Annotated in this window: 17 protein-coding genes; 6 read left to right on the forward strand and 11 right to left on the reverse strand. The window is 70.2% G+C overall.

The window, feature by feature from the left end; all coding sequences use genetic code 11:
* Positions 1-96: 96 nt before the first annotated feature.
* From ACGF2Y_RS32885 to ACGF2Y_RS32895, 3 genes are all read right to left on the reverse strand, one after another.
* On the reverse strand, positions 97-1,695 hold the full coding sequence (locus tag ACGF2Y_RS32885; RefSeq protein ID WP_392955020.1) for a polyamine aminopropyltransferase: 1,599 nt from the start codon (positions 1,693-1,695) through the stop codon (positions 97-99).
* Between the two features lie 66 nt (positions 1,696-1,761).
* Positions 1,762-2,283: a DUF2617 family protein gene (locus ACGF2Y_RS32890; RefSeq protein WP_392955022.1), complete on the reverse strand. Its 522-nt coding sequence runs from the start codon at positions 2,281-2,283 to the stop codon at positions 1,762-1,764.
* A 321-nt stretch (positions 2,284-2,604) separates the two neighbouring features.
* Positions 2,605-2,901, reverse strand: coding sequence for a hypothetical protein (locus ACGF2Y_RS32895; protein ID WP_392955023.1), 297 nt, complete (start codon positions 2,899-2,901; stop codon positions 2,605-2,607).
* A gap of 138 nt (positions 2,902-3,039) precedes the next feature.
* Between ACGF2Y_RS32895 and ACGF2Y_RS32900 the strand changes: the two genes are divergently transcribed.
* On the forward strand, positions 3,040-4,296 hold the full coding sequence (locus ACGF2Y_RS32900; RefSeq protein WP_392955025.1) for a pyridoxal phosphate-dependent aminotransferase: 1,257 nt from the start codon (positions 3,040-3,042) through the stop codon (positions 4,294-4,296).
* Between the two features lie 66 nt (positions 4,297-4,362).
* On the opposite strand, the gene ACGF2Y_RS32905 is transcribed toward ACGF2Y_RS32900, so the two are convergent.
* Together ACGF2Y_RS32905 and clpB are read right to left on the reverse strand one after the other, a co-directional pair.
* Positions 4,363-4,932, reverse strand: a complete 570-nt coding sequence (locus ACGF2Y_RS32905) for a YbjN domain-containing protein (protein ID WP_392955027.1) — start codon at positions 4,930-4,932, stop codon at positions 4,363-4,365.
* A gap of 203 nt (positions 4,933-5,135) precedes the next feature.
* Positions 5,136-7,721, reverse strand: a complete 2,586-nt coding sequence (clpB, locus tag ACGF2Y_RS32910; protein WP_392955029.1) for an ATP-dependent chaperone ClpB — start codon at positions 7,719-7,721, stop codon at positions 5,136-5,138.
* A 187-nt stretch (positions 7,722-7,908) separates the two neighbouring features.
* On the opposite strand from clpB, the gene ACGF2Y_RS32915 reads away from it, so the two are divergent.
* Positions 7,909-8,310, forward strand: coding sequence for a pyridoxamine 5'-phosphate oxidase family protein (locus ACGF2Y_RS32915; protein WP_392955031.1), 402 nt, complete (start codon positions 7,909-7,911; stop codon positions 8,308-8,310).
* Positions 8,311-8,434: 124 nt separating this feature from the next.
* Here the strand turns inward: ACGF2Y_RS32915 and ACGF2Y_RS32920 are convergent, their stop codons facing one another.
* Together ACGF2Y_RS32920 and ACGF2Y_RS32925 are read right to left on the reverse strand one after the other, a co-directional pair.
* Positions 8,435-8,755 carry a hypothetical protein gene (locus ACGF2Y_RS32920; RefSeq protein ID WP_030588701.1) on the reverse strand — a complete coding sequence of 107 codons (321 nt, stop codon included), beginning with the start codon at positions 8,753-8,755 and terminating at the stop codon, positions 8,435-8,437.
* Positions 8,752-9,063: a 5'-nucleotidase gene (locus ACGF2Y_RS32925; protein ID WP_392955033.1), complete on the reverse strand. Its 312-nt coding sequence runs from the start codon at positions 9,061-9,063 to the stop codon at positions 8,752-8,754. The genes ACGF2Y_RS32920 and ACGF2Y_RS32925 overlap by 4 nt, the downstream gene beginning before the upstream one ends.
* Before the next feature lie 101 nt (positions 9,064-9,164).
* On the opposite strand from ACGF2Y_RS32925, the gene ACGF2Y_RS32930 reads away from it, so the two are divergent.
* Both ACGF2Y_RS32930 and ACGF2Y_RS32935 read left to right on the forward strand, forming a co-directional pair.
* On the forward strand, positions 9,165-10,175 hold the full coding sequence (locus ACGF2Y_RS32930) for a helix-turn-helix transcriptional regulator (RefSeq protein WP_392955035.1): 1,011 nt from the start codon (positions 9,165-9,167) through the stop codon (positions 10,173-10,175).
* A 170-nt stretch (positions 10,176-10,345) separates the two neighbouring features.
* Complete coding sequence (locus ACGF2Y_RS32935; protein ID WP_392955037.1) at positions 10,346-10,870, forward strand: hypothetical protein; 525 nt, start codon at positions 10,346-10,348, stop codon at positions 10,868-10,870.
* Between the two features lie 100 nt (positions 10,871-10,970).
* Here the strand turns inward: ACGF2Y_RS32935 and ACGF2Y_RS32940 are convergent, their stop codons facing one another.
* The 4 genes from ACGF2Y_RS32940 to dnaK all read right to left on the reverse strand — a co-directional run bounded on the left by ACGF2Y_RS32940 (position 10,971) and on the right by dnaK (position 15,206).
* Entirely contained in the window at positions 10,971-11,423 is a 453-nt protein-coding gene (locus ACGF2Y_RS32940; protein WP_007452885.1) for a heat shock protein transcriptional repressor HspR, read from the reverse strand.
* A gap of 1 nt (position 11,424) precedes the next feature.
* A complete protein-coding gene (gene dnaJ, locus ACGF2Y_RS32945) occupies positions 11,425-12,609 on the reverse strand; it encodes a molecular chaperone DnaJ (protein WP_392955038.1) in 1,185 nt (394 codons plus the stop codon).
* 96 nt (positions 12,610-12,705) lie between these two features.
* Positions 12,706-13,356 (reverse strand): nucleotide exchange factor GrpE, encoded by a 651-nt coding sequence (grpE, locus tag ACGF2Y_RS32950; RefSeq protein ID WP_392955040.1) that lies wholly within the window; start codon positions 13,354-13,356, stop codon positions 12,706-12,708.
* Positions 13,353-15,206, reverse strand: coding sequence for a molecular chaperone DnaK (gene dnaK, locus ACGF2Y_RS32955; RefSeq protein WP_392955042.1), 1,854 nt, complete (start codon positions 15,204-15,206; stop codon positions 13,353-13,355). Before dnaK ends, grpE begins: the two co-directional genes overlap by 4 nt.
* Before the next feature lie 659 nt (positions 15,207-15,865).
* Between dnaK and ACGF2Y_RS32960 the strand changes: the two genes are divergently transcribed.
* Positions 15,866-16,519 (forward strand): sugar transferase, encoded by a 654-nt coding sequence (locus ACGF2Y_RS32960; protein ID WP_392955062.1) that lies wholly within the window; start codon positions 15,866-15,868, stop codon positions 16,517-16,519.
* A gap of 96 nt (positions 16,520-16,615) precedes the next feature.
* The gene (locus tag ACGF2Y_RS32965) at positions 16,616-18,883 is read left to right on the forward strand and encodes a (Fe-S)-binding protein (protein ID WP_392955044.1); all 2,268 of its coding nucleotides are present in this window, start codon (positions 16,616-16,618) and stop codon (positions 18,881-18,883) included.
* Positions 18,884-18,965 lie beyond the last annotated feature (82 nt).

Consider the following 18,965-nt stretch of genomic DNA (forward strand, 5'->3'; position numbering starts at 1 on the left):
CTTCCGCCCCCGGAAAGCCGGGCCCGCCCCCGGAAAGCCGGGCCCCACCCGCCGGGACGGCTCCCGGCCCGGTCCCCGAGCGGTCCCCGAGCGGGCTCACGCGTCCTCCCAGTACCGCGGGTGGATCAGCGTCGACGGGATCAGCCCCGGCAGCCGGGTCTCGTCCGCCGCCCGTGCCCCCTCACGCAGCTCCCGGCCCCCCAGCGACCGCGGTACGGGCCCCCCGGCGGCCAGCGCGGGCCGCGGCGCCGTGCCCGTACCGGCCAGGAGGAAGCCCCAGTCCTCCCGCTCCCGCTCGCCGCCGCCGACCCGGTCCGGGCTCGCGGCGAAGCCCGCGTACCGGCCGGTGACGTGGTACGGGCGGGTCGCGAGGCCGCCCGCGCGCACCGAGGCCTCCACCGTCCAGAAGGTCCGCGGCCGGGCCCCCAGCGGCCCGGCGTGCACCACGAGCCGCCCGTCCGGGGCCAGGGCCTCCGCGACCAGCCCGTAGAACTCGGCGGAATACAGCTTCGTACTGGCGGTGATGCCCGGGTCCGGGAGGTCGGAGACCACCACGTCGTAGCGCCCCCGGTCGGCCCGGAGCCAGGTGAACGCGTCCGCCCCGACCGCCCTGAGACGCGGGTCGCGGAAGGCGTGGTCGTTCAGCTCGGAGAGGGCGGGGTCCGTACGGGCCAGTCGGGTGACGGCGGGGTCCAGCTCGACGACGGTGACCGAGCGGACGTCCCGGTAGCGCAGCACCTCGCGGGCGGCGAGTCCGTCGCCGCCGCCCAGGATGAGCACCCGGGCGCGCGGCCCGTTCATCGCGGGGTGCACCAGCGCCTCGTGGTAGCGGTACTCGTCACGGGCGCTGACCCGCAGCCGGCCGTCCAGATAGAGGCCGAGGGAGTCACGGTCGGCGCCGGTCAGGACGACCTCCTGCACCCCGGTCCGCACGGCGACCCGCACCTGGTCCCCGTACACCGCCCGGCGCGCCGCCCGCTCGAAGTCGTCGACCAGCACCGTGGCGGTGCCCAGGAGCGCGATCACCGAGACGTTGGCCAGGACGAGGAGCCACCGGGAACGGGAGCTGAGGTCACGCCGGAACACCCACAGGACCAGCGCGCCGCCCGCCGCCGCGTTGACCGTGCCGGTGAACAGCGCACCGGTCAGCTGCCCCAGCATCGGCAGCAGCAGAAAGGGGAACGCGAGCCCACCGACCAGCGCGCCCACGTAGTCGGCGGCGAAGAGGTCGGCGACGGCCCCGCCCGCGTCCTGCCGGTCGACACGCTGGATCAGCGTCATCAGCAGCGGGATCTCCGCACCGATCAGCACCCCGATCGCCAGCGAGAACCCGACCAGTGCGTACTGCGAGTCACCGAGCCAGGCGAACGAGGCGTAGAGCACCAGCGCCGAGGAGCCGCCGATCAGCGCGAGGGCCGCCTCGACCATCCCGAAACCGACGGCGGCATGGCAGCGCAAACGTTTCGCGAGAAGGGAGCCGATGCCCATCGCGAACACCATCACGGACAGCACGACGGAGGCCTGCGTGACCGAATCGCCGATCAGATAGGAGGCGAGCGCGACCAGTTCGAGCTCGTAGACGAGACCGCAGGCGGCACAGACGAAGACCGCGGCCAGCACGAGGAACCGGCCGGTCCTCGGCCGTACGGGAAGCCGCGCCGCGCCCCCTCGCAGCGACACCTGCTGGTCGATCATGTGGCGAACGCTACGTCACGGCACCGTCGCGGCTTGTCACCCACACGGGTGCAAGTCCCCGGCCGCTCAGGCCGCGGGCGCGGGAATCCGCACCCCCACCCGGGTCCGGGTCACCACCAACTGGCCCTCCTGCGGATACGCGTGCCAGGTGCGCCACCGCACCTGGCCCTCGGTGCGCTGGGCGAGCATCGCGGTGAAGGCGTGCGGGCTGCCGGGGAAGGTGCCCGCCAGTCCGTGCGGGTGGTCGCTCACCAGGGCGAGCAGCTCCTGCGCCCGCCCGGCGAACTGTCCCTGGGTCAGAGTCTCGACGCGAGCCGCGAATTCGTACTCCCAGTCCCCGAGCCGCTTCGCGACGCCGAGGGGCAGGGGGGTGCTGCTGCCGGGCATACAGGCCACGGTCTCGGAGCAGACTCCGCGGTCCTCCTGGAGGAGGACCTGGTGGGAGGCGCCGAGCAGCCTCAACTGGAGTTCGGCGCCGTCGAGCCGGAGGTCGAGGACCGCCAGGGCGGGCAGCGGCTCCCGTCCCAGCATCCAGGCCAGGTCGGCGGCGCGGGTATCGGAATAGGCCGTCTGGAGGGTGGTGAGCATGGGTGGGCTCCGCAAACACACATGGACGCATGGACAGCAGAACGCCCCCGAATAGCTGCGTGTGGGAGGTGGGGAGCGCCCGATCTGGTCCAACTGGGGTCCGAGGGCTGAATGTTCTCTTCGACGAGGGAATCACGAAGTACGCCGCACTCACAGCGTTTTCGACCAACTTGCCGTGGTTTCCATCCCCTCGGGGGCCCACGGGTTCACTTGTTCAACCGAAAACGTCCGCGTCGCTCAACGAAAAGGCGTCCGGAGGGAGTTCACCCTCCGGACGCCCGGTGCCGGAGTCACTGTGGGTGACGTGCGGCGGAGGCCCGGTCAGTTGCCGCCCCCGCCACCCCCGCACGACGAGCCGCCGCCGCAGGAGTGGCCGCCCGCATGCCCGCCGGAGCCACCGCTGCCGCAGGACGAGCCGGAGCCGTGGTCGGTACCGCCCGCCCACCAGCCGGCACCGGCGCCACCGCCGAGGCTCTCGCCGCCGGCCGATGCCCCGCTCGTGGAGCGCCGGCGCCAGTTGCGGGAATGCGACGGCTTGCTCCCACCGGTGGCCCGCAGAACGGCCGGCAGCCCTCCGGCGACGACCACGGCGATCAGCACCGCGATGACGACGCCCATGCTTCCCACCTGCCTTTCTTCCCCCGAAGCGAGGTCCCCCTCCGCTTCCCCGTTGTTGTGTGACAGAGGGATTCCCCGGGCCTCCGCGTGTCAAAGCGGACTTGAGCAACTCCAGAGCTTCGGCCCAGGATGACGCCCATGACACAGGGACGAGCGACTCAGGGACGACCGCCTCAGAGCGATCCGGCGCAGGACGCCCCGACGCAGGACAGCCCGGCGCAGGACGGCCCGGCGCGGGGACGGCCGCTGCTCAACCGCCGCCTCGCCGCGTTCGGCACGACGATCTTCGCGGAGATGTCCGCGCTGGCCGTGCGGACCGGTTCCATCAACCTCGGCCAGGGCTTCCCCGACACCGACGGCCCCGAGGAGATCCGGGAGGCGGCGGTCCGGGCGCTGCGCGCCGGCCACGGCAACCAGTACCCGCCGGGCCCCGGCGTCCCGGAACTGCGCAACGCCGTCGCCGCCCACCAGGAGCGCTTCTACGGGCTGACCTGGTCCCCGGAGACCGAGGTCCTGGTGACGACCGGCGCCACCGAGGCGATCGCCGCCTCCCTGCTCGCCCTCCTCGAACCGGGCGACGAGGTCATCGCGTTCGAGCCGTACTACGACTCGTACGCCGCATGCGTCGCGATGGCGGGCGCGCAGCGCGTACCGCTCACGCTGCGTGCCCCGGACTTCCGCCCGGACCTCGACGAACTGCGCGCCCTGATCTCCCCGCGCACCCGCCTCCTGCTCCTGAACACCCCGCACAACCCGACCGGCATGGTGCTCACCCCCGACGAGCTGGCGGGGATCGCGGCCCTCGCGGTGGAGCACGACCTGCTGGTGGTCACCGACGAGGTGTACGAACACCTGGTCTTCGCGGGGGCGCACCATCCGATCGCCGCCCTGCCCGGGATGCGCGGGCGCACGGTCTCCGTCTCCTCGTCCGGGAAGACGTTCTCGTACACCGGGTGGAAAATCGGGTGGGTCACCGGGGACGCGCCGCTGGTGGCGGCCGTGCGTGCGGCGAAGCAGTATCTGACCTTCGTCAGCGGGGGCCCGTTCCAGTACGCGATCGCCGAGGCGCTGGCCCTGCCCGACGCCTTCTTCACCGACTTCCGCGAGGGCATGCGCCGCAAGCGGGACCTGCTGGCGAAGGGCCTGCGCGCCGCGGGCTTCCGGGTGTACGAGCCGGCGGGGACGTACTTCGTCACCACCGACATCGCCCCGTTCGGCGACGAGGACGCGTACGCCTTCTGCCGGGCCCTTCCGGAGCGGTGCGGGGTGGCCGCCGTACCGAACTCGGTCTTCTACGACGATCCGGAGGCGGGCCGGAGCCAGGTCCGGTTCACGTTCTGCAAGAGGGATGACGTGCTGGAGGAGGCGGTGGAGCGGCTGGGACGGCTGGGCTGAACGCGACGGCGGCCCGAGCGGCGGTCGTGGTGACCGCCGTCCGGGCCGCTGCCGTGGTTCGGGAGGTCAGGCGCCCGCGGACTCCGTGCCCTCGCCGTCCTTCTCGCCCTCGCCGTCCTTCTCGCCCTCGGCGGGCTGGATGCCGAGGCGCTCGACGAGCCACTTGTCGAACTCGATCGAGGCGCGCACCCAGCTCACCGTCGAGGAGACGAAGTGCTCCAGGCTGACGCCGGTGCCGATGAGCATCTGCGCCTCACCGATCAGCCGGACGGAACCCGCCTCGCCCTCCTCGCCCTCGTGGGCGTGGGTGTAGACCTTGGGCCACAGGGTGCGGCGGTTCCAGTCGTCGATGGCGTCCAGCAGGACGGGGCGCTGGTCGAGCGCGTGGGGGCGGTCGTAGAACGTACGGACCGAGAAGACCTGCTGCTCGTCCTCGCCCCGGAACATGAAGTATGTCCGGAACTCTTCCCACGGCGCCGCGAGGTCGCCCTCGTCGTCGACGACGTACTTCAGCTCCATCTGGTCCAGGAGCTGCTTGACGAGGTCCTGGTCAGGGACGACGGGGCCCTCCGGTCCTGCCGCCTGCGGTTCGGGCTGGCCCCCGAAATTAGGAATCGAGGACGGATCGATGCTCACCGTTATTTCCCTTCGTGACGAGTACGGCCATCCTCTCCCATGGCGGGCGGGGCATGGCAAGCCCGGACGGTCCCGATCCGCCACAAGCTGACAGACAGCGCGTGGGGACGGGATCCGCCGGGCACGGGCCGGACGTTCACCGACAGACCGCGACGCTCCGTGACCGTCGGCTACGGGACGCCGGGCCGCCGCCCACGAAGCGCCTACGAAGCGGGGCCGACGATCAGCCCGTCCTCGGCCCGCTCCACCCGTACGGTGTCACCGTCGCGGACCTCGCCGGACAGGATCTCCTTGGCGAGCCGGTCGCCGATCGCCGTCTGGATGAGCCGGCGCAGCGGCCGCGCCCCGTACGCCGGGTCGTTGCCCTTCTCCGCGAGCCAGGCCAGCGCCTCGGGCGTGACGTCGAGGGTGAGCCGCCGCTCGGCCAGCCGGGCAGCCAGCCGGTCGATCTGGAGCCCGGCGATGTGCGCGAGCTCGTCGCCGGACAGGGCGGAGAAGACCACCAGGTCGTCGAGCCGGTTGATGAACTCCGGCTTGAACGAGGCCCGCACCACGTCCAGCACCTGCTGCTTCTTCGCCTCGGGCTTGACCAGGGGGTCCATCAGGAACTGGCTGCCGAGGTTGGAGGTGAGGACGAGGATGGTGTTGCGGAAGTCGACCGTGCGGCCCTGGCCGTCGGTGAGCCGGCCGTCGTCGAGGACCTGGAGCAGGATGTCGAAGACCTCGGGGTGGGCCTTCTCGACCTCGTCCAGGAGCACGACGCTGTACGGGCGGCGGCGGACGGCCTCGGTGAGCTGGCCGCCCTCCTCGTAACCGACGTAACCGGGCGGGGCCCCGACGAGGCGGGCGACGCTGTGCTTCTCGCCGTATTCGCTCATGTCGATGCGGATCATGGCCCGCTCGTCGTCGAACAGGAAGTCCGCGAGCGCCTTGGCCAGCTCGGTCTTGCCGACGCCGGTGGGCCCGAGGAAGAGGAACGACCCGGTGGGCCGGTCGGGGTCGGCGATCCCGGCCCTGGTCCGGCGTACGGCGTCGGAGACGGCCTGCACGGCCTCGCTCTGCCCGATCAGCCGCTTGCCGAGCTCGGACTCCATCCGCAGCAGCTTCTGTGTCTCGCCCTCCAGCAGCCGGCCGGCCGGGATGCCGGTCCAGGCGCCGACGACGTCCGCGATGTCGTCCGGGCCGACCTCCTCCTTGACCATGGTGTCCTTGGAGGCTTCCTGCTCCGCCTCCGCGGCCTCCTCCAACTCCCGCTCCAGGCCCGGGATCTCCCCGTACAGCAGCTTGGAGGCGGCGTCGAAGTCACCGTCGCGCTGGGCGCGTTCGGCCAGGCCCCGCAGTCCGTCGAGGCGCTCCTTGAGCTCACCGACCCGGTTGAGGCCCTGCTTCTCCTTCTCCCAGCGGGCGTTGAGGCCGCGCAGCTCCTCCTCCCGGTCGGCGAGGTCGCGGCGCAGCTTCTCCAGACGCTGCCTGGAGGCGGGGTCGGACTCGTTCTTGAGAGCCAGCTCCTCCATGCGCAACCTGTCGACGGAACGCTGGAGTTCGTCGATCTCCAGGGGCGAGGAGTCGATCTCCATACGGAGCCGGGAGGCGGACTCGTCGACCAGGTCGATGGCCTTGTCGGGGAGGAAGCGGGAGGTGATGTAACGGTCGGAGAGCGTGGCGGCGGCCACCAGCGCCGAGTCCGCGATCTGCACCTTGTGATGGGCCTCGTAACGGCCCTTGAGCCCGCGCAGGATGGCGATGGTGTCCTCGACGGAGGGCTCGGCGACCAGCACCTGCTGGAAGCGCCGCTCCAGGGCGGGGTCCTTCTCGATGCGCTCGCGGTACTCGTCGAGCGTCGTCGCGCCGACCATCCGCAGCTCGCCGCGGGCCAGCATCGGCTTGAGCATGTTGCCCGCGTCCATGGCGGAGTCGCCGCCGGCGCCCGCACCGACGACGGTGTGCAGCTCGTCGATGAACGTGATGATCCGGCCGTCGCTCTCCTTGATCTCGGAGAGGACGGTTTTCAGCCGCTCCTCGAACTCACCGCGGTACTTCGCCCCCGCGACCATGGCGCCGAGGTCCAGGGAGACCAGCCGCTTGTTCTTCAGGCTCTCGGGAACGTCGCCCTTGACGATGCGCTGGGCGAGCCCTTCGACGACGGCGGTCTTGCCGACACCGGGCTCGCCGATGAGGACGGGGTTGTTCTTCGTCCGGCGCGACAGCACCTGCACGACGCGGCGGATCTCCTGGTCACGGCCGATGACCGGGTCCAGCTTGCCCTCGCGCGCGGCGGCCGTGAAGTCGGTGCCGAACTTCTCCAGGGCCTTGTACTGGCCCTCCGGGTCGGGTGTGGTCACCCGGCGCCCTCCCCTGCTCGTCTCGAATGCGGCCAGCAGCTTCCTGGCCCCGGCGCCCTGCCCGTCGAGGATCTCACCGGCACGGCCGCCCTCGGCCGCGATGCCGATCAGCAGGTGCTCGGTGGAGATGTAGTCGTCGCCCAGCTCCTTCGCCCGCCGGGCGGCGTCCTGGATGACGGCGAGCAGCTCACGGTTGGGCTGCGGCGGGGCCACGGTGGAACCGGTGACACTGGGCAGCGTCCCGAGCAGCCGCTCGGTCTCGCCCCGTACGGCGGCCTGATCGGCCTCGACGGCGGCGAGCAGGTCGGTGATGTTCTCGTTGTCCTGGCCCTCCAGCAGCGCGAGAAGCAGGTGCCCCGGCGTGAGGTCGGGGTGCCCGTCCTGCACGGCCCTGCCGGTGGCCGCGTTGATGGCGTCCCGGCTCTTGTTGGTCAGCTCGGCGTCCACGTGGGTTACTCCTCCTCGCAGCTGGCGGGTCATACGTCCGTCACGTATTGACCTGGTCAACGTGCACAAAGTTGAGTCTATTCCACTCAAGGCGGTACGCGCACGCGCTGCGGGCCCCTTCCCGGTGACGGCGTCCGTACGCACCCGCGCCGCCGGCCCCCGGCACCGGTGCTCGTACGCTGCCCCCATGGCAGACGTACACGATCCCGCTCCCGCATACGTCGCGTTCTGGCGCGAGAGCCACCTGTCCACCCTGACGACCCCCCGCCCCGACGGCACGCCGCACGTGGTGCCGGTGTGCGTGACGTACGACCCGGAGGCCGGGGTGGCGCGCGTGATCACCGACGGGGGCAGCCGCAAGGTCGCCAACATCCGCGCCGCCGGCCCCGGCGGGGCCCGCGTGGCCGTCTGCCAGATCGACCGGGCCCGCTGGGCGACCCTGGAGGGCCTCGCGGTCATCCGCACCGAACCGGAGGCCGTCGCGGACGCGGAGGCCCGCCACCAGGAGCGCTACGGCCGCGCCCCGCGGATCAACCCGACCCGGGTCGTCATCGAGATCACCCTCGACCGGGCACTCGGCAAGGCCTGACCACCCCGGGACGCCCGCCCGCACCCCGGACGGGAACAGCACAACGGCGCCACCGTGTTCAGGTCACGGTGGCGCCGCTGTGTGGGGGAAGCGCCGGAGCGATAGGTGACGACGGGGGAATCGCTCAGGCACTGCGGGGGGTGGCGGAAAGGGGTTCTGCGTCGAACAGCTCGTGGTCCCGCTGATCGAGATTGACGAAGATCATGCCGTACCTGACGGCACAGCGGACCGGCTGCGGCGCGCCGCGGGGACGGCGGAGACAGCGATAGGCGCGGACATCCTCGTCCTCTTCCATCACCACGACGATCGGCTCTCCGAACAGGGTGACCATCAACGAGTCGCCACGGCGGGGGAGGGCCGTGAGCAGATCGATGAAATGCCACCCTGAGCGATAGGCGGTTGCCATCTCGCGCCGGAAGGTGCGGTCGTCCGGCGGGGTGGTCATGCGACCGTGCGGGCCGGAGCGATCCAGCCGATGTCGCCTGGGGTCCCGGCGGGCGAGACCCAGCCGATGTCACCCGGGACCGCGGCGGGCGAGACCCAGCCGATGTCGCCCGGAGCTGCGGCGGGCGAGACCCAGCCGATGTCGCCCGAGCCCGCGGCAGACGCGACCCAACCGATATCACCGGGTGCCGCAGCCTGAACAGCCTTCTGCTCGCCGCTGCCGCCCATGACGCCGACGCCCGTCAGCCCGAGTCCAAGGGCCGCGACGAACGAGGCGGCAAGCGCCGAGCGAAGCATTCGCTTGTACATAGTCGGCTTCGTCCTCACTTGTGGATTCTTCTCCCCCGCACTTAAGACGATGTCCCACCTGGGCACGTGAACACCACTGGGTCGATGCATCATGTTCCTGAATGTTCAGGAACCTGGGGGGTGGAGAAATGACCACAAGCCACATAAAGACGACACATCCTCACGGGATCACCGAACTATGCGAAGCAGGGGGGCGTCTTTACGCCACCGCGCTCCGGTCCGGCCGCATCGCCCGATCCGAGCTGGAACCCGCTCCGTGCCTGATGGAGTTCGCCCTGCTCCATCCCGACCCGGACGACCCGGGCTGGCTCCGGCCGGTGCCGCCGTCAGCGGCACTGGCCCAGCACCTGCATCCCATAGAACGCGAGATCCAGGAACGCCGACGGCATTCGGTGGAACTGACCGAGTCCTTCGAGCCTTTTATGGACATCAGCGCCCAGGGGCCGCCCACCACGCATGCCATCACCGTGCTGGAGGGCGTCAACCGGATCAACGCCGCCCTCGACCTCGCGACCACGGAATGCCGGACCGAGGTGCTCACCGTCCAGCCGGGCGGCGGACGGAACGAGGACCAGCTCAGCAAGTCGCTGGAGCGCGGGCTGTCCGTCGTCCACCGCGGGGTGCACATCCGCACCCTCTACCAGCACACGGCGCGCCACAGCCCCAGCACCCTGGCCTACGCCGAGCGCATAGCCAACGACAACGTGGAGATCCGGACGCTCGAAGAACTCATAGAGCGCCTGATCGTCTTCGACCGCACGGTCGCTTTCATCCCGGCCCAGGACGACCGCCAGGTCGCCCTCGAACTACGCCACCCCGGCCTCGTCGAATATCTCGTGAAGGTCTTCGAGCAACTCTGGACCCGTGCCGCGCCTCTCCTCGAAGAGGTCAAGTACGACCCGATGCCGCAGGGAATCAGCGGCGTCCAGCGTTCCATCGCCCAGCTTCTGGTCGAGGGGCATGTCGACGATTCCATCGCCCGCCGACTCGGCATGAACGTCCGGACCTGCCGTGCCCACGTGGCGAAACTCTCCGCCGCCCTGGGCAGCAGCAGCCGCGCCCAGCTCGGCTATCTGATCGCACGTTCGGGAATTCTGGACCAGAGCTCCTGAACCGCCCGGCCCTATCCCGCTTCCGGGCCGCCCAGGCGTCGTCGCCGCGATCCGCCGGGTTCTCCTCCGCTGATGACACCACCGACTCCCGTGTGGTGACGCCCACTCAGCAAGCCTTGACAACCAACCACCGACAACGCTCCGCGCGACCGAAGGACCACGAAGCCCAGATGACCGACGCCACCCCCATACCCGCCGCCGTGGAGGACGACCACCACGGGGACATCGTGGTCGAACTCGCGGGCGAGCACAGCGAGACGCTCGTCGTGAGCGGCGGGAGAATCCCCCGCGTCGTCCTCACCCGCGCACCCGGCGCGGAAGTCGACGACCACATCGTCATCGGCACCCGCGACCCCCGCCACCTCACCCTCACGGTGGACGGCCGGGAGGCGACGATCACGCCCGGCAAGGGGAAGCTCCGCCGCCGCTCCTACCGGGTCGACGTCCGCTGCGCGGGTACGTCCTACCGGCTCGTGCCCGACTCGATCCCGGGCAGCCGGCTGACCCGCGACGGCACGCACATCGGGGACTTCTCCTCGGACGGCGACCGGCGGGTGATCGCCGAATGGCGGGAAGGCGCCGCGGTCGAGCCGCTCGACGCGGCGATCGGCTACGCCCTGGCCGCCGCGTTCGGCACCGGCGGCCAGCCGATGTGGATGATGGCGGTCGACGCGGTCAGCGCCGCCCTGCCGTAGGCCCCTGCCCGTGCTTGGGGCGAAACGCGAAAGGGCCGGGAGAGCGGATGAACGCTCTCCCGGCCCCGTAACGCGAAGGCAGGTACCCGCCGGGCGGCTCTCAGTCCGTCGGCCGCTTAGGCTTCGGCCGCCAGACCACCAGCGCGCTGGTCTGCTGCACGTCCTGGTACGGCACCAGGTCCCGGCGGTACGAGGCGTGCACCTGGGCCTCGCGCTGCTGCATGGCGACCGCCGCTCCGTCCACCGCCGCCGAGAGCTCGGCGACGCGCTGCTGGAGCGCGGCCACCTGGTTCTCCAGCTCGATGATCCGCTTGATGCCCGCGAGGTTGATGCCCTCGTCCTGCGACAGCTGCTGCACGGTGCGCAGCAGCTCGATGTCGCGGGCCGAGTAGCGCCGGCCGCGCCCGGCCGTACGGTCCGGGGAGACCAGGCCGAGACGGTCGTACTGGCGCAGTGTCTGCGGGTGGAGGCCCGAGAGCTGGGCCGCGATCGAAATCACGTACACCGGGGTCTCATCGGTCAGCTGGTACGGATTGCGTCGACGGCCGTCCATCTCAAGCTCCCTTCGCGGCCTGGAACAGTTCCGCCCGCGGGTCCTCGTCCGCGGTCGCCTTCCGGTAGGCCTCCAGGGCGTCCCTGGCCTCCTGGCCCAGGTCCCTGGGGACCGCGACCTCCACGGTGACCAACAGGTCGCCGCGGGTACCGTCCTTGCGCACCGCGCCCTTGCCCCGGGCGCGCATCGTACGCCCGTTGGGGGTGCCGGCGGGAAGCTTCAGGGTGACCGGGGGTCCGCCGAGGGTCGGGACCTTGACCTCGCCGCCGAGCGTCGCCTCCGGATAGGTGACGGGCACGGTGACTGTGAGGTTGTCGCCCTTGCGGCCGAAGACCGGGTGGGCGTCGACGTGGACGACGACGTACAGATCGCCGGCCGGACCGCCGCGTTCGCCCGGACCGCCCTTGCCGCGCAGCCGGATCCGCTGGCCGTCGGAGACGCCCGCCGGGATCCTCACCTGCATGGTGTGCGCCGACTTCGCCCGGCCGCTGCCCCTGCAGACGTCACAGGGGTCCTGGGCGATGAGGCCCCGGCCCTTGCAGTCCACACAGGGATCGGTGAGCGAGAAGCCGCCGCCGCTGCCGCGCGAGACCTGGCCGGTGCCGACACAGGTCGGGCAGACCCTGGGGGTGCCGTTCTTGTCGCCGGTACCGGAGCACGCCTTGCAGGGCGCCTGGCTGGACATCCGCAGCGGGACCGTGGCCCCGTCGACCGCCTCGGTGAAGCTGAGCGTCACCTCGGACTCGATGTCCTGGCCGCGCTTCGGCTGGACGCGGGTGCCCGCGCCGCCGCGGTTGAACAGCCCGCCGAAGACGTCGCCGAGACCGCCCCCGCCGCCGCCGAAGCCGCCGCCCTGTCCGCCGCCCGGGGCGCCCCCGCCGAAGAGGTCGCCCAGGTCGAAGTTGAAGTTGCCGCCCGCACCACCGGGGCCGGGGCGGAAGCCGCCGTTGCCGAAGAGGGCGCGCGCCTCGTCGTACTCCTTGCGCTTCTTGGGGTCACCGAGGATGTCGTTCGCCTCGGAGATCTCCTTGAAGCGCTCCTCCGCCTTGGCGTCGCCCTTGTTGGCGTCCGGGTGGAACTCGCGGGCGAGCTTCCGGTACGCCTTCTTGACCTCGGCGTCGGTGGCGTCCTTGGGGACGCCGAGAACCTTGTAGTAGTCCTTCTCGACGAAGTCCTTCGTGCTCATCGACGTCCCTCCTTCCGGACGATCGGCCGAGCGGCCGGCCCGTGGGCCGGCCGCCGGGCCGGTCGGTGTGCACCGTGGTGGTCGGACGCGTTGCCGTCAGACCTCCTCGGTGCCACCGCTCTCCTCGTCGTCTGTCTTCTCTTCCTTGGCCGCGGCGGGCGTGGCGCCCGGCTGCGGCTCGGCGACGGCCACCCGCGCGGGGCGGATGGTGCGCTCGCCGATGCGATACCCCGGCTGCAGGATCGCCACGCAGGTCGTCTCGGTGACGTCCGGCGCGTAGCTGTGCATCAGGGCCTCGTGGATCGTCGGGTCGAAGGGCTCGCCCTCCTTGCCGAACTGCTGGAGGCCCAGCTTCGCGACGATGGTCTCCATCGATTCGGCCACCGACTTGAAGCCGCCGACCAGCTCGCCGTGTTCCCGCGCGCGGCCGACGTCGTCGAGCACGGGCAGGAGCTCTGACAGGAGGTTCGCGACAGCGATCTCCTTGACCGTGACCCGGTCCCGCTCGACGCGGCGGCGGTAGTTCTGGTACTCGGCCTGAAGCCGCTGGAGGTCCGCGGTGCGCTCGCCGAGCGCGGTGCGTACCTGGTCCAGCTGTGCGGTCAGACCGACGGTCGGATCGGTGTCCCCGGCCGGGGCCGCCGCCGCCTCCTCGGAGGGGGCGGCAGCCTTCGGCTCGGCGTCATCAGGGGTGGCGCCGGAGGGGACGTCGGGCTTCTCCTCGAAGCCCGGAGTCTCCTCTGTCACGCCGCACCTCCCTTGGTGTCCTTCTCGTCGTCCACGATCTCGGCGTCGACGACGTCGTCATCGGCCTTGGCCCGAGCGTCGCCCGGGGCCTCCGCGCCCGGGGTCGCCCCCTCGGCCTGGGCGTTGGCGTACATCGCCTGGCCCAGCTTCTGGGAGACGGCCGCGACCTTCTCGGTGGCCGTGCGGATCTCGGCGGAGTCCTCGCCCTTGAGCTTCTCCTTCAGCTCGCCGACAGCGGTCTCCACCTCCGTCTTCACGTCAGCCGGAACCTTGTCCTCGTTGTCCTTGAGGAACTTCTCCGTCTGGTAGACGAGCTGCTCGCCCTGGTTGCGCGACTCGGCGGCCTCGCGGCGGGCGTGGTCCTCCTCCGCGTACTTCTCGGCCTCTTCGCGCATCCGGTTGACCTCGTCCTTCGGCAGCGAGGAGCCGCCGGTGACGGTCATCTTCTGCTCCTTGCCGGTGCCGAGGTCCTTGGCCGTGACGTGCATGATGCCGTTGGCGTCGATGTCGAAGGCGACCTCGATCTGCGGGACACCGCGCGGGGCCGGCGGCAGACCGGTCAGCTCGAACATCCCGAGCTTCTTGTTGTACGCCGCGATCTCGCGCTCGCCCTGGTAGACCTGGATCTGCACGGACGGCTGGTTGTCCTCGGCCGTCGTGAAGATCTCGGACCGCTTGGTCGGGATCGTGGTGTTGCGCTCGATGAGCTTGGTCATGATCCCTCCCTTGGTCTCGATGCCGAGGGACAGCGGGGTGACGTCGAGGAGCAGGACGTCCTTGACCTCGCCCTTGAGCACACCGGCCTGGAGCACGGCGCCGATGGCGACGACCTCGTCCGGGTTCACACCCTTGTTGGCGTCCTGGCCGCCGGTCAGCTCCTTGACGAGCTCGGCGACGGCGGGCATACGGGTGGAGCCACCGACGAGAACGACGTGGTCGATCTCGGAGAGCTGGATGCCCGCGTCCTTGATGACGTTGTGGAACGGGGTCTTGCAGCGGTCCAGGAGGTCCGCCGTCAGCTGCTGGAACTGCGAGCGCGTGAGCTTCTCGTCCAGGTGCAGCGGACCCTCGGCGGACGCCGTGATGTACGGCAGGTTGATCGTGGTCTCGGTCGAGGACGAGAGCTCGATCTTCGCCTTCTCCGCGGCCTCACGGAGACGCTGGAGAGCCATCTTGTCCTTGGACAGGTCCACGCCGTGCCCGTTGGCGAACTGCTTCACCAGGTAGTCGACGACGCGCTGGTCCCAGTCGTCACCACCGAGGTGGTTGTCACCGTTGGTGGCCTTCACCTCGACGACGCCGTCGCCGATCTCCAGGAGGGACACGTCGAAGGTGCCGCCACCGAGGTCGAAGACGAGGATCGTCTGGTCGTCCTTGTCGAGGCCGTACGCCAGGGCGGCGGCGGTCGGCTCGTTGACGATGCGCAGGACGTTCAGGCCCGCGATCTCGCCGGCCTCCTTCGTCGCCTGACGCTCGGAGTCGTTGAAGTACGCCGGGACGGTGATGACCGCGTCGGTCACCTTCTCGCCCAGGTAGGACTCGGCGTCGCGCTTCAGCTTCTGCAGGATGAAGGCGCTCATCTGCTGCGGGTTGAAGCTCTTGCCGTCCAGGTCGATCTTCCAGTCAGTGCCCATGTGGCGCTTGACGGAGCGGATGGTCCTGTCGACGTTGGTGACCGCCTGGCGCTTGGCGACCTCGCCGACGAGCACCTCGCCGTTCTTGGCGAAGGCGACGACGGACGGCGTGGTCCTGGCGCCTTCGGCGTTGGTGATGACGGTGGGCTCGCCGCCTTCGAGAACGCTGACGACGGAGTTAGTCGTGCCCAGGTCGATGCCGACCGCACGTGCCATTTCAATTCCTCCAACTGACTACTTGAGCGGATCTGACTCAAGAATGCATGACACCCGCCCCGGAGTCAACAGACCTGAGTCACTTACGCTCAACTTAAGTGCTCACACAGAGCACACCCAGGGCTCACCGGGCCATCCCCACCACCCCACGGCCGCACCCGCACACGCCACACCCCTCGCGCACCGCCCGCCCCACGGTCCCAGCATGGGATCGTTCTGTCACAAAATGCCGCGAGACAGTCGCTATCGTCATCGACCGGCAGGTTTCACCGTGGATCGTCACACCATCGAACCTCGAACCCCGGGCGGGCGCGATGCAGAACGCGAGGAAGCCGCGCGTACGGCAGAAGAACCAGAAGAGCCAGAAGAGCTCGCAGGGCTTGGAGGGCCGGAAGAGCCTCAAGAGCAAGAGCCAGAAGAGCCAGAAGAAAAATCGCAGGAACCGGCAACTCCAGCCCCCGGCCCAGACCCCGCCCCAGCCCCAGCCCCAGCGGCAGAACCGGACAGAGGCGGCACAACCGGAACAGCGCCCCTCCTCGCTCCCCCGCCCACCCCGCCCCCGCCCGGCGACGCCCGAGCCGGCGACGCCCAGCCGGCAGCCGTACGCGACGGAATCACGCCGCCCGAATCCGTACCCGCATCAGCACCAGCACAGGCCGCTGAGCGGAACGGCCAGAGGGCACTTCCCCTCGCGCCCCGCGGCACACCTGGCCGGACTCACCGACCGGGCCGGGCGCCTGGCGGACCGCTTCACCCCGCGTACGACAGCCGAACGGGCCCTGGACCTGACCCTGGGCACCGCCCTGCTGGTCCTGACCGCCCCCGCCGTCGCCGTGGCGGCCCTCGTCCTGACCGCGAGGCACACCCCGGGCGGCGCCTGGGACCGCCGGCCCAGGGTCGGCCTGGGCGGCCGGGTCTTCGCACTGCGCACCCTGCGCACCCGGAGGCTCCGGCTGGACCTGTTCTCCCGGCTGCCCCACGTCGTACGCGGTGATCTGTCCCTGGTCGGCCCCGCCCCGCTGGCCCCGGGCGACCCGCGCGCCGCGGGGCCGGGAACCCGGCAGTGGCGGCAGGAGCTGCGGCCGGGCCTGACCGGTCTTGCGCAGGTGCGCGCCCGCTCCGGCCTGCCGTGGGACGACCCCGCCCTGCTGGACCAGCACTACGCAGAGCACCATGGAGTGGTGCTCGACCTGACGATCCTCGCCGAAGCCGCACGCGGTCCCCTGCGGACGCGGCTCCGCAAGGTCCGTCGAACCAAGGCACACCTGAGCGACGCAGATCACCGCCCGCCCGGCTGCGGCGGGGTGGACTAAGTGGATAGTGTCAGCACAGACTAATTAAGTTACTGCTTAGTAGTTGCGGGCAGTAGGAACTGGACCCCGCTCTCGCAGGCCCGAGGAGCCCCCAAAATGCAACTCGCCGCGATCATCGTGTCGCTGGTGCTGACGGTCGTCGGCGTTGCGCTCATCACCCGAGCCGTCGCGCAGATCTACCGCTTCGTCCGTCTCGGACAGTCGGTACCAGCAGGCAGCCGCACCGACGACCCCAAGCAGCGAACGATCACCTTGATCAAGGAGTTCGTCGGCCACACCCGCATGAACCGCTGGGGAATCGTGGGCGTCGCCCACTGGTTCGTCGCGGTCGGCTTTCTGACCCTGGGTCTGACGATCGTCACGGCGTACGGCCAGCTGTTCAAGGCCGACTGGGTGCTGCCGTACATCGGCACGTTCCTGCCGTACGAGGTCTACATCGAGTTCATCGCGCTCGGCACGACCCTCGGCATCCTCGTCCTGATCGCGATCCGCCAGCTGAACCTGCCCTCGCGGGCGGGCCGCAAGTCGCGCTTCACCGGTTCGAAGATGGGCCAGGCGTACTTCGTCGAGGCGATCATCCTGATCATCGGCGCCGCGATCATGGTGCTCCGCGGTCTGGAGGGCGCCCTGCATGACGTGGACAGCTACGGGCCCGCGTACTTCGCCTCGTACCCCCTGGTGCTGGCCTTCGAGGGGCTGAGCGTCGAAACGCTGCAGAACCTGGTCTACCTGTTCGCGATGATCAAGCTCGGTACGACGATGATCTGGGCGATCACGGTCGGGCTCAACACCAACATGGGTGTCGCCTGGCACCGCTTCCTCGGCTTCCCGAACATCTGGTTCAAGCGGAACGCCGACGGCGACGTCGCACTCGGCGCACTCCAGCCGATGACGTCGGGCGGCAAGGAGATCGACTGGGAGGACCCGGCCGAGGACGCGGTCTTCGGCGTCTCCCAGGTCGAGCAGTTCTCCTGGAAGGGCATCCTCGACTTCTCCACCTGCACCGAGTGCGGCCGCTGCCAGTCCCAGTGCCCCGCCTGGAACACCGGCAAGCCGCTCTCCCCGAAGCTCCTCATCATGTCGCTGCGCGACCACGCGCACGCCAAGGCCCCGTACCTCCTGGCAGGCGGCGGCAAGGACATGGAGGGCAACGAGAAGGCCACCGAGGAGCAGCTCAAGGACGTTCCCGCGGCCGCCCTCGCCGAGGCCGAGCGTCCGCTGATCGGCACCGCCGAGGAGAACGGCGTCATCGACCCGGACGTCCTGTGGTCCTGCACCACCTGCGGTGCGTGCGTCGAGCAGTGCCCGGTCGACATCGAGCACATCGACCACATCGTCGACATGCGCCGCTACCAGGTGATGATCGAGTCCGCGTTCCCGTCCGAGGCGGGCACGATGCTCAAGAACCTGGAGAAGAAGGGCAACCCCTGGGGGCTGGCCAAGAAGGCGCGCGTCGAGTGGACCAAGGAGGTCGACTTCGAGGTCCCGATCGTCGGGAAGGACGTCGAGGACCTCACCGAGGTCGACTACCTGTACTGGGTCGGCTGCGCGGGCGCCCTGGAGGACCGGGCCAAGAAGACCACGAAGGCCTTCGCGGAGCTGCTGCACATCGCGGGCGTCAAGTTCGCGATCATGGGCGGCGACGAGAAGTGCACGGGTGACTCCGCCCGCCGCCTGGGCAACGAGCCGCTGTTCCAGCAGCTCGGCCAGGAGAACGTGGCGATGCTGAACATGGCGTACGGCGAGGACGACGACGAGCCGGGGACGAAGAAGCCCAAGGCGTCGAAGAAGATCGTCGCCACCTGCCCGCACTGCTTCAACACGATCGCGAACGAGTACCCGCAGCTCGGCGGCGAGTACGAGGTCATCCACCACACGCAGCTGCTCCAGCACCTCGTCGACGAGGGCAAGCTGATCCCGGTGACCCCGGTCGAGGGCCTGATCACGTACCACGACCCCTGCTACCTGGGCCGTCACAACAAGATCTACACCCCGCCGCGCGAGATCATCGCGAAGGTCCCGGGGCTGCGGAACGAGGAGATGCACCGCCACAAGGAGCGCGGTTTCTGCTGCGGCGCCGGTGGTGCCCGGATGTGGATGGAGGAGCGGATCGGCAAGCGCGTCAACAACGAGCGCGTCGACGAAGCCCTCGCCCTCAACCCGGACATCGTCTCCACCGCCTGCCCGTTCTGTCTCGTCATGCTGACCGACTCGGTCAACGGCAAGAAGAACGACGGCCAGGCCAAGGAGTCCATCCAGGTCGTGGACGTCTCGCAGCTCCTCCTGGAGTCGGTGAAGACCCCGGCGGACCCGGCGGGCGAGCCGGAGCAGGTGGACGCACCGGAGCCCGAACCGGCAAAGTGACGTAACCGTTCGCGCGATGAGCGGCCGGACCTGCCTCGGGGGCAGGACCGGCCGCTTTTCCGTGCCCGGTCCGTCGCGTCAC

Source organism: Streptomyces sp. NPDC048142 (assembly GCF_043202835.1).
In the GTDB taxonomy this organism is placed as follows: Bacteria; Actinomycetota; Actinomycetes; order Streptomycetales; family Streptomycetaceae; genus Streptomyces.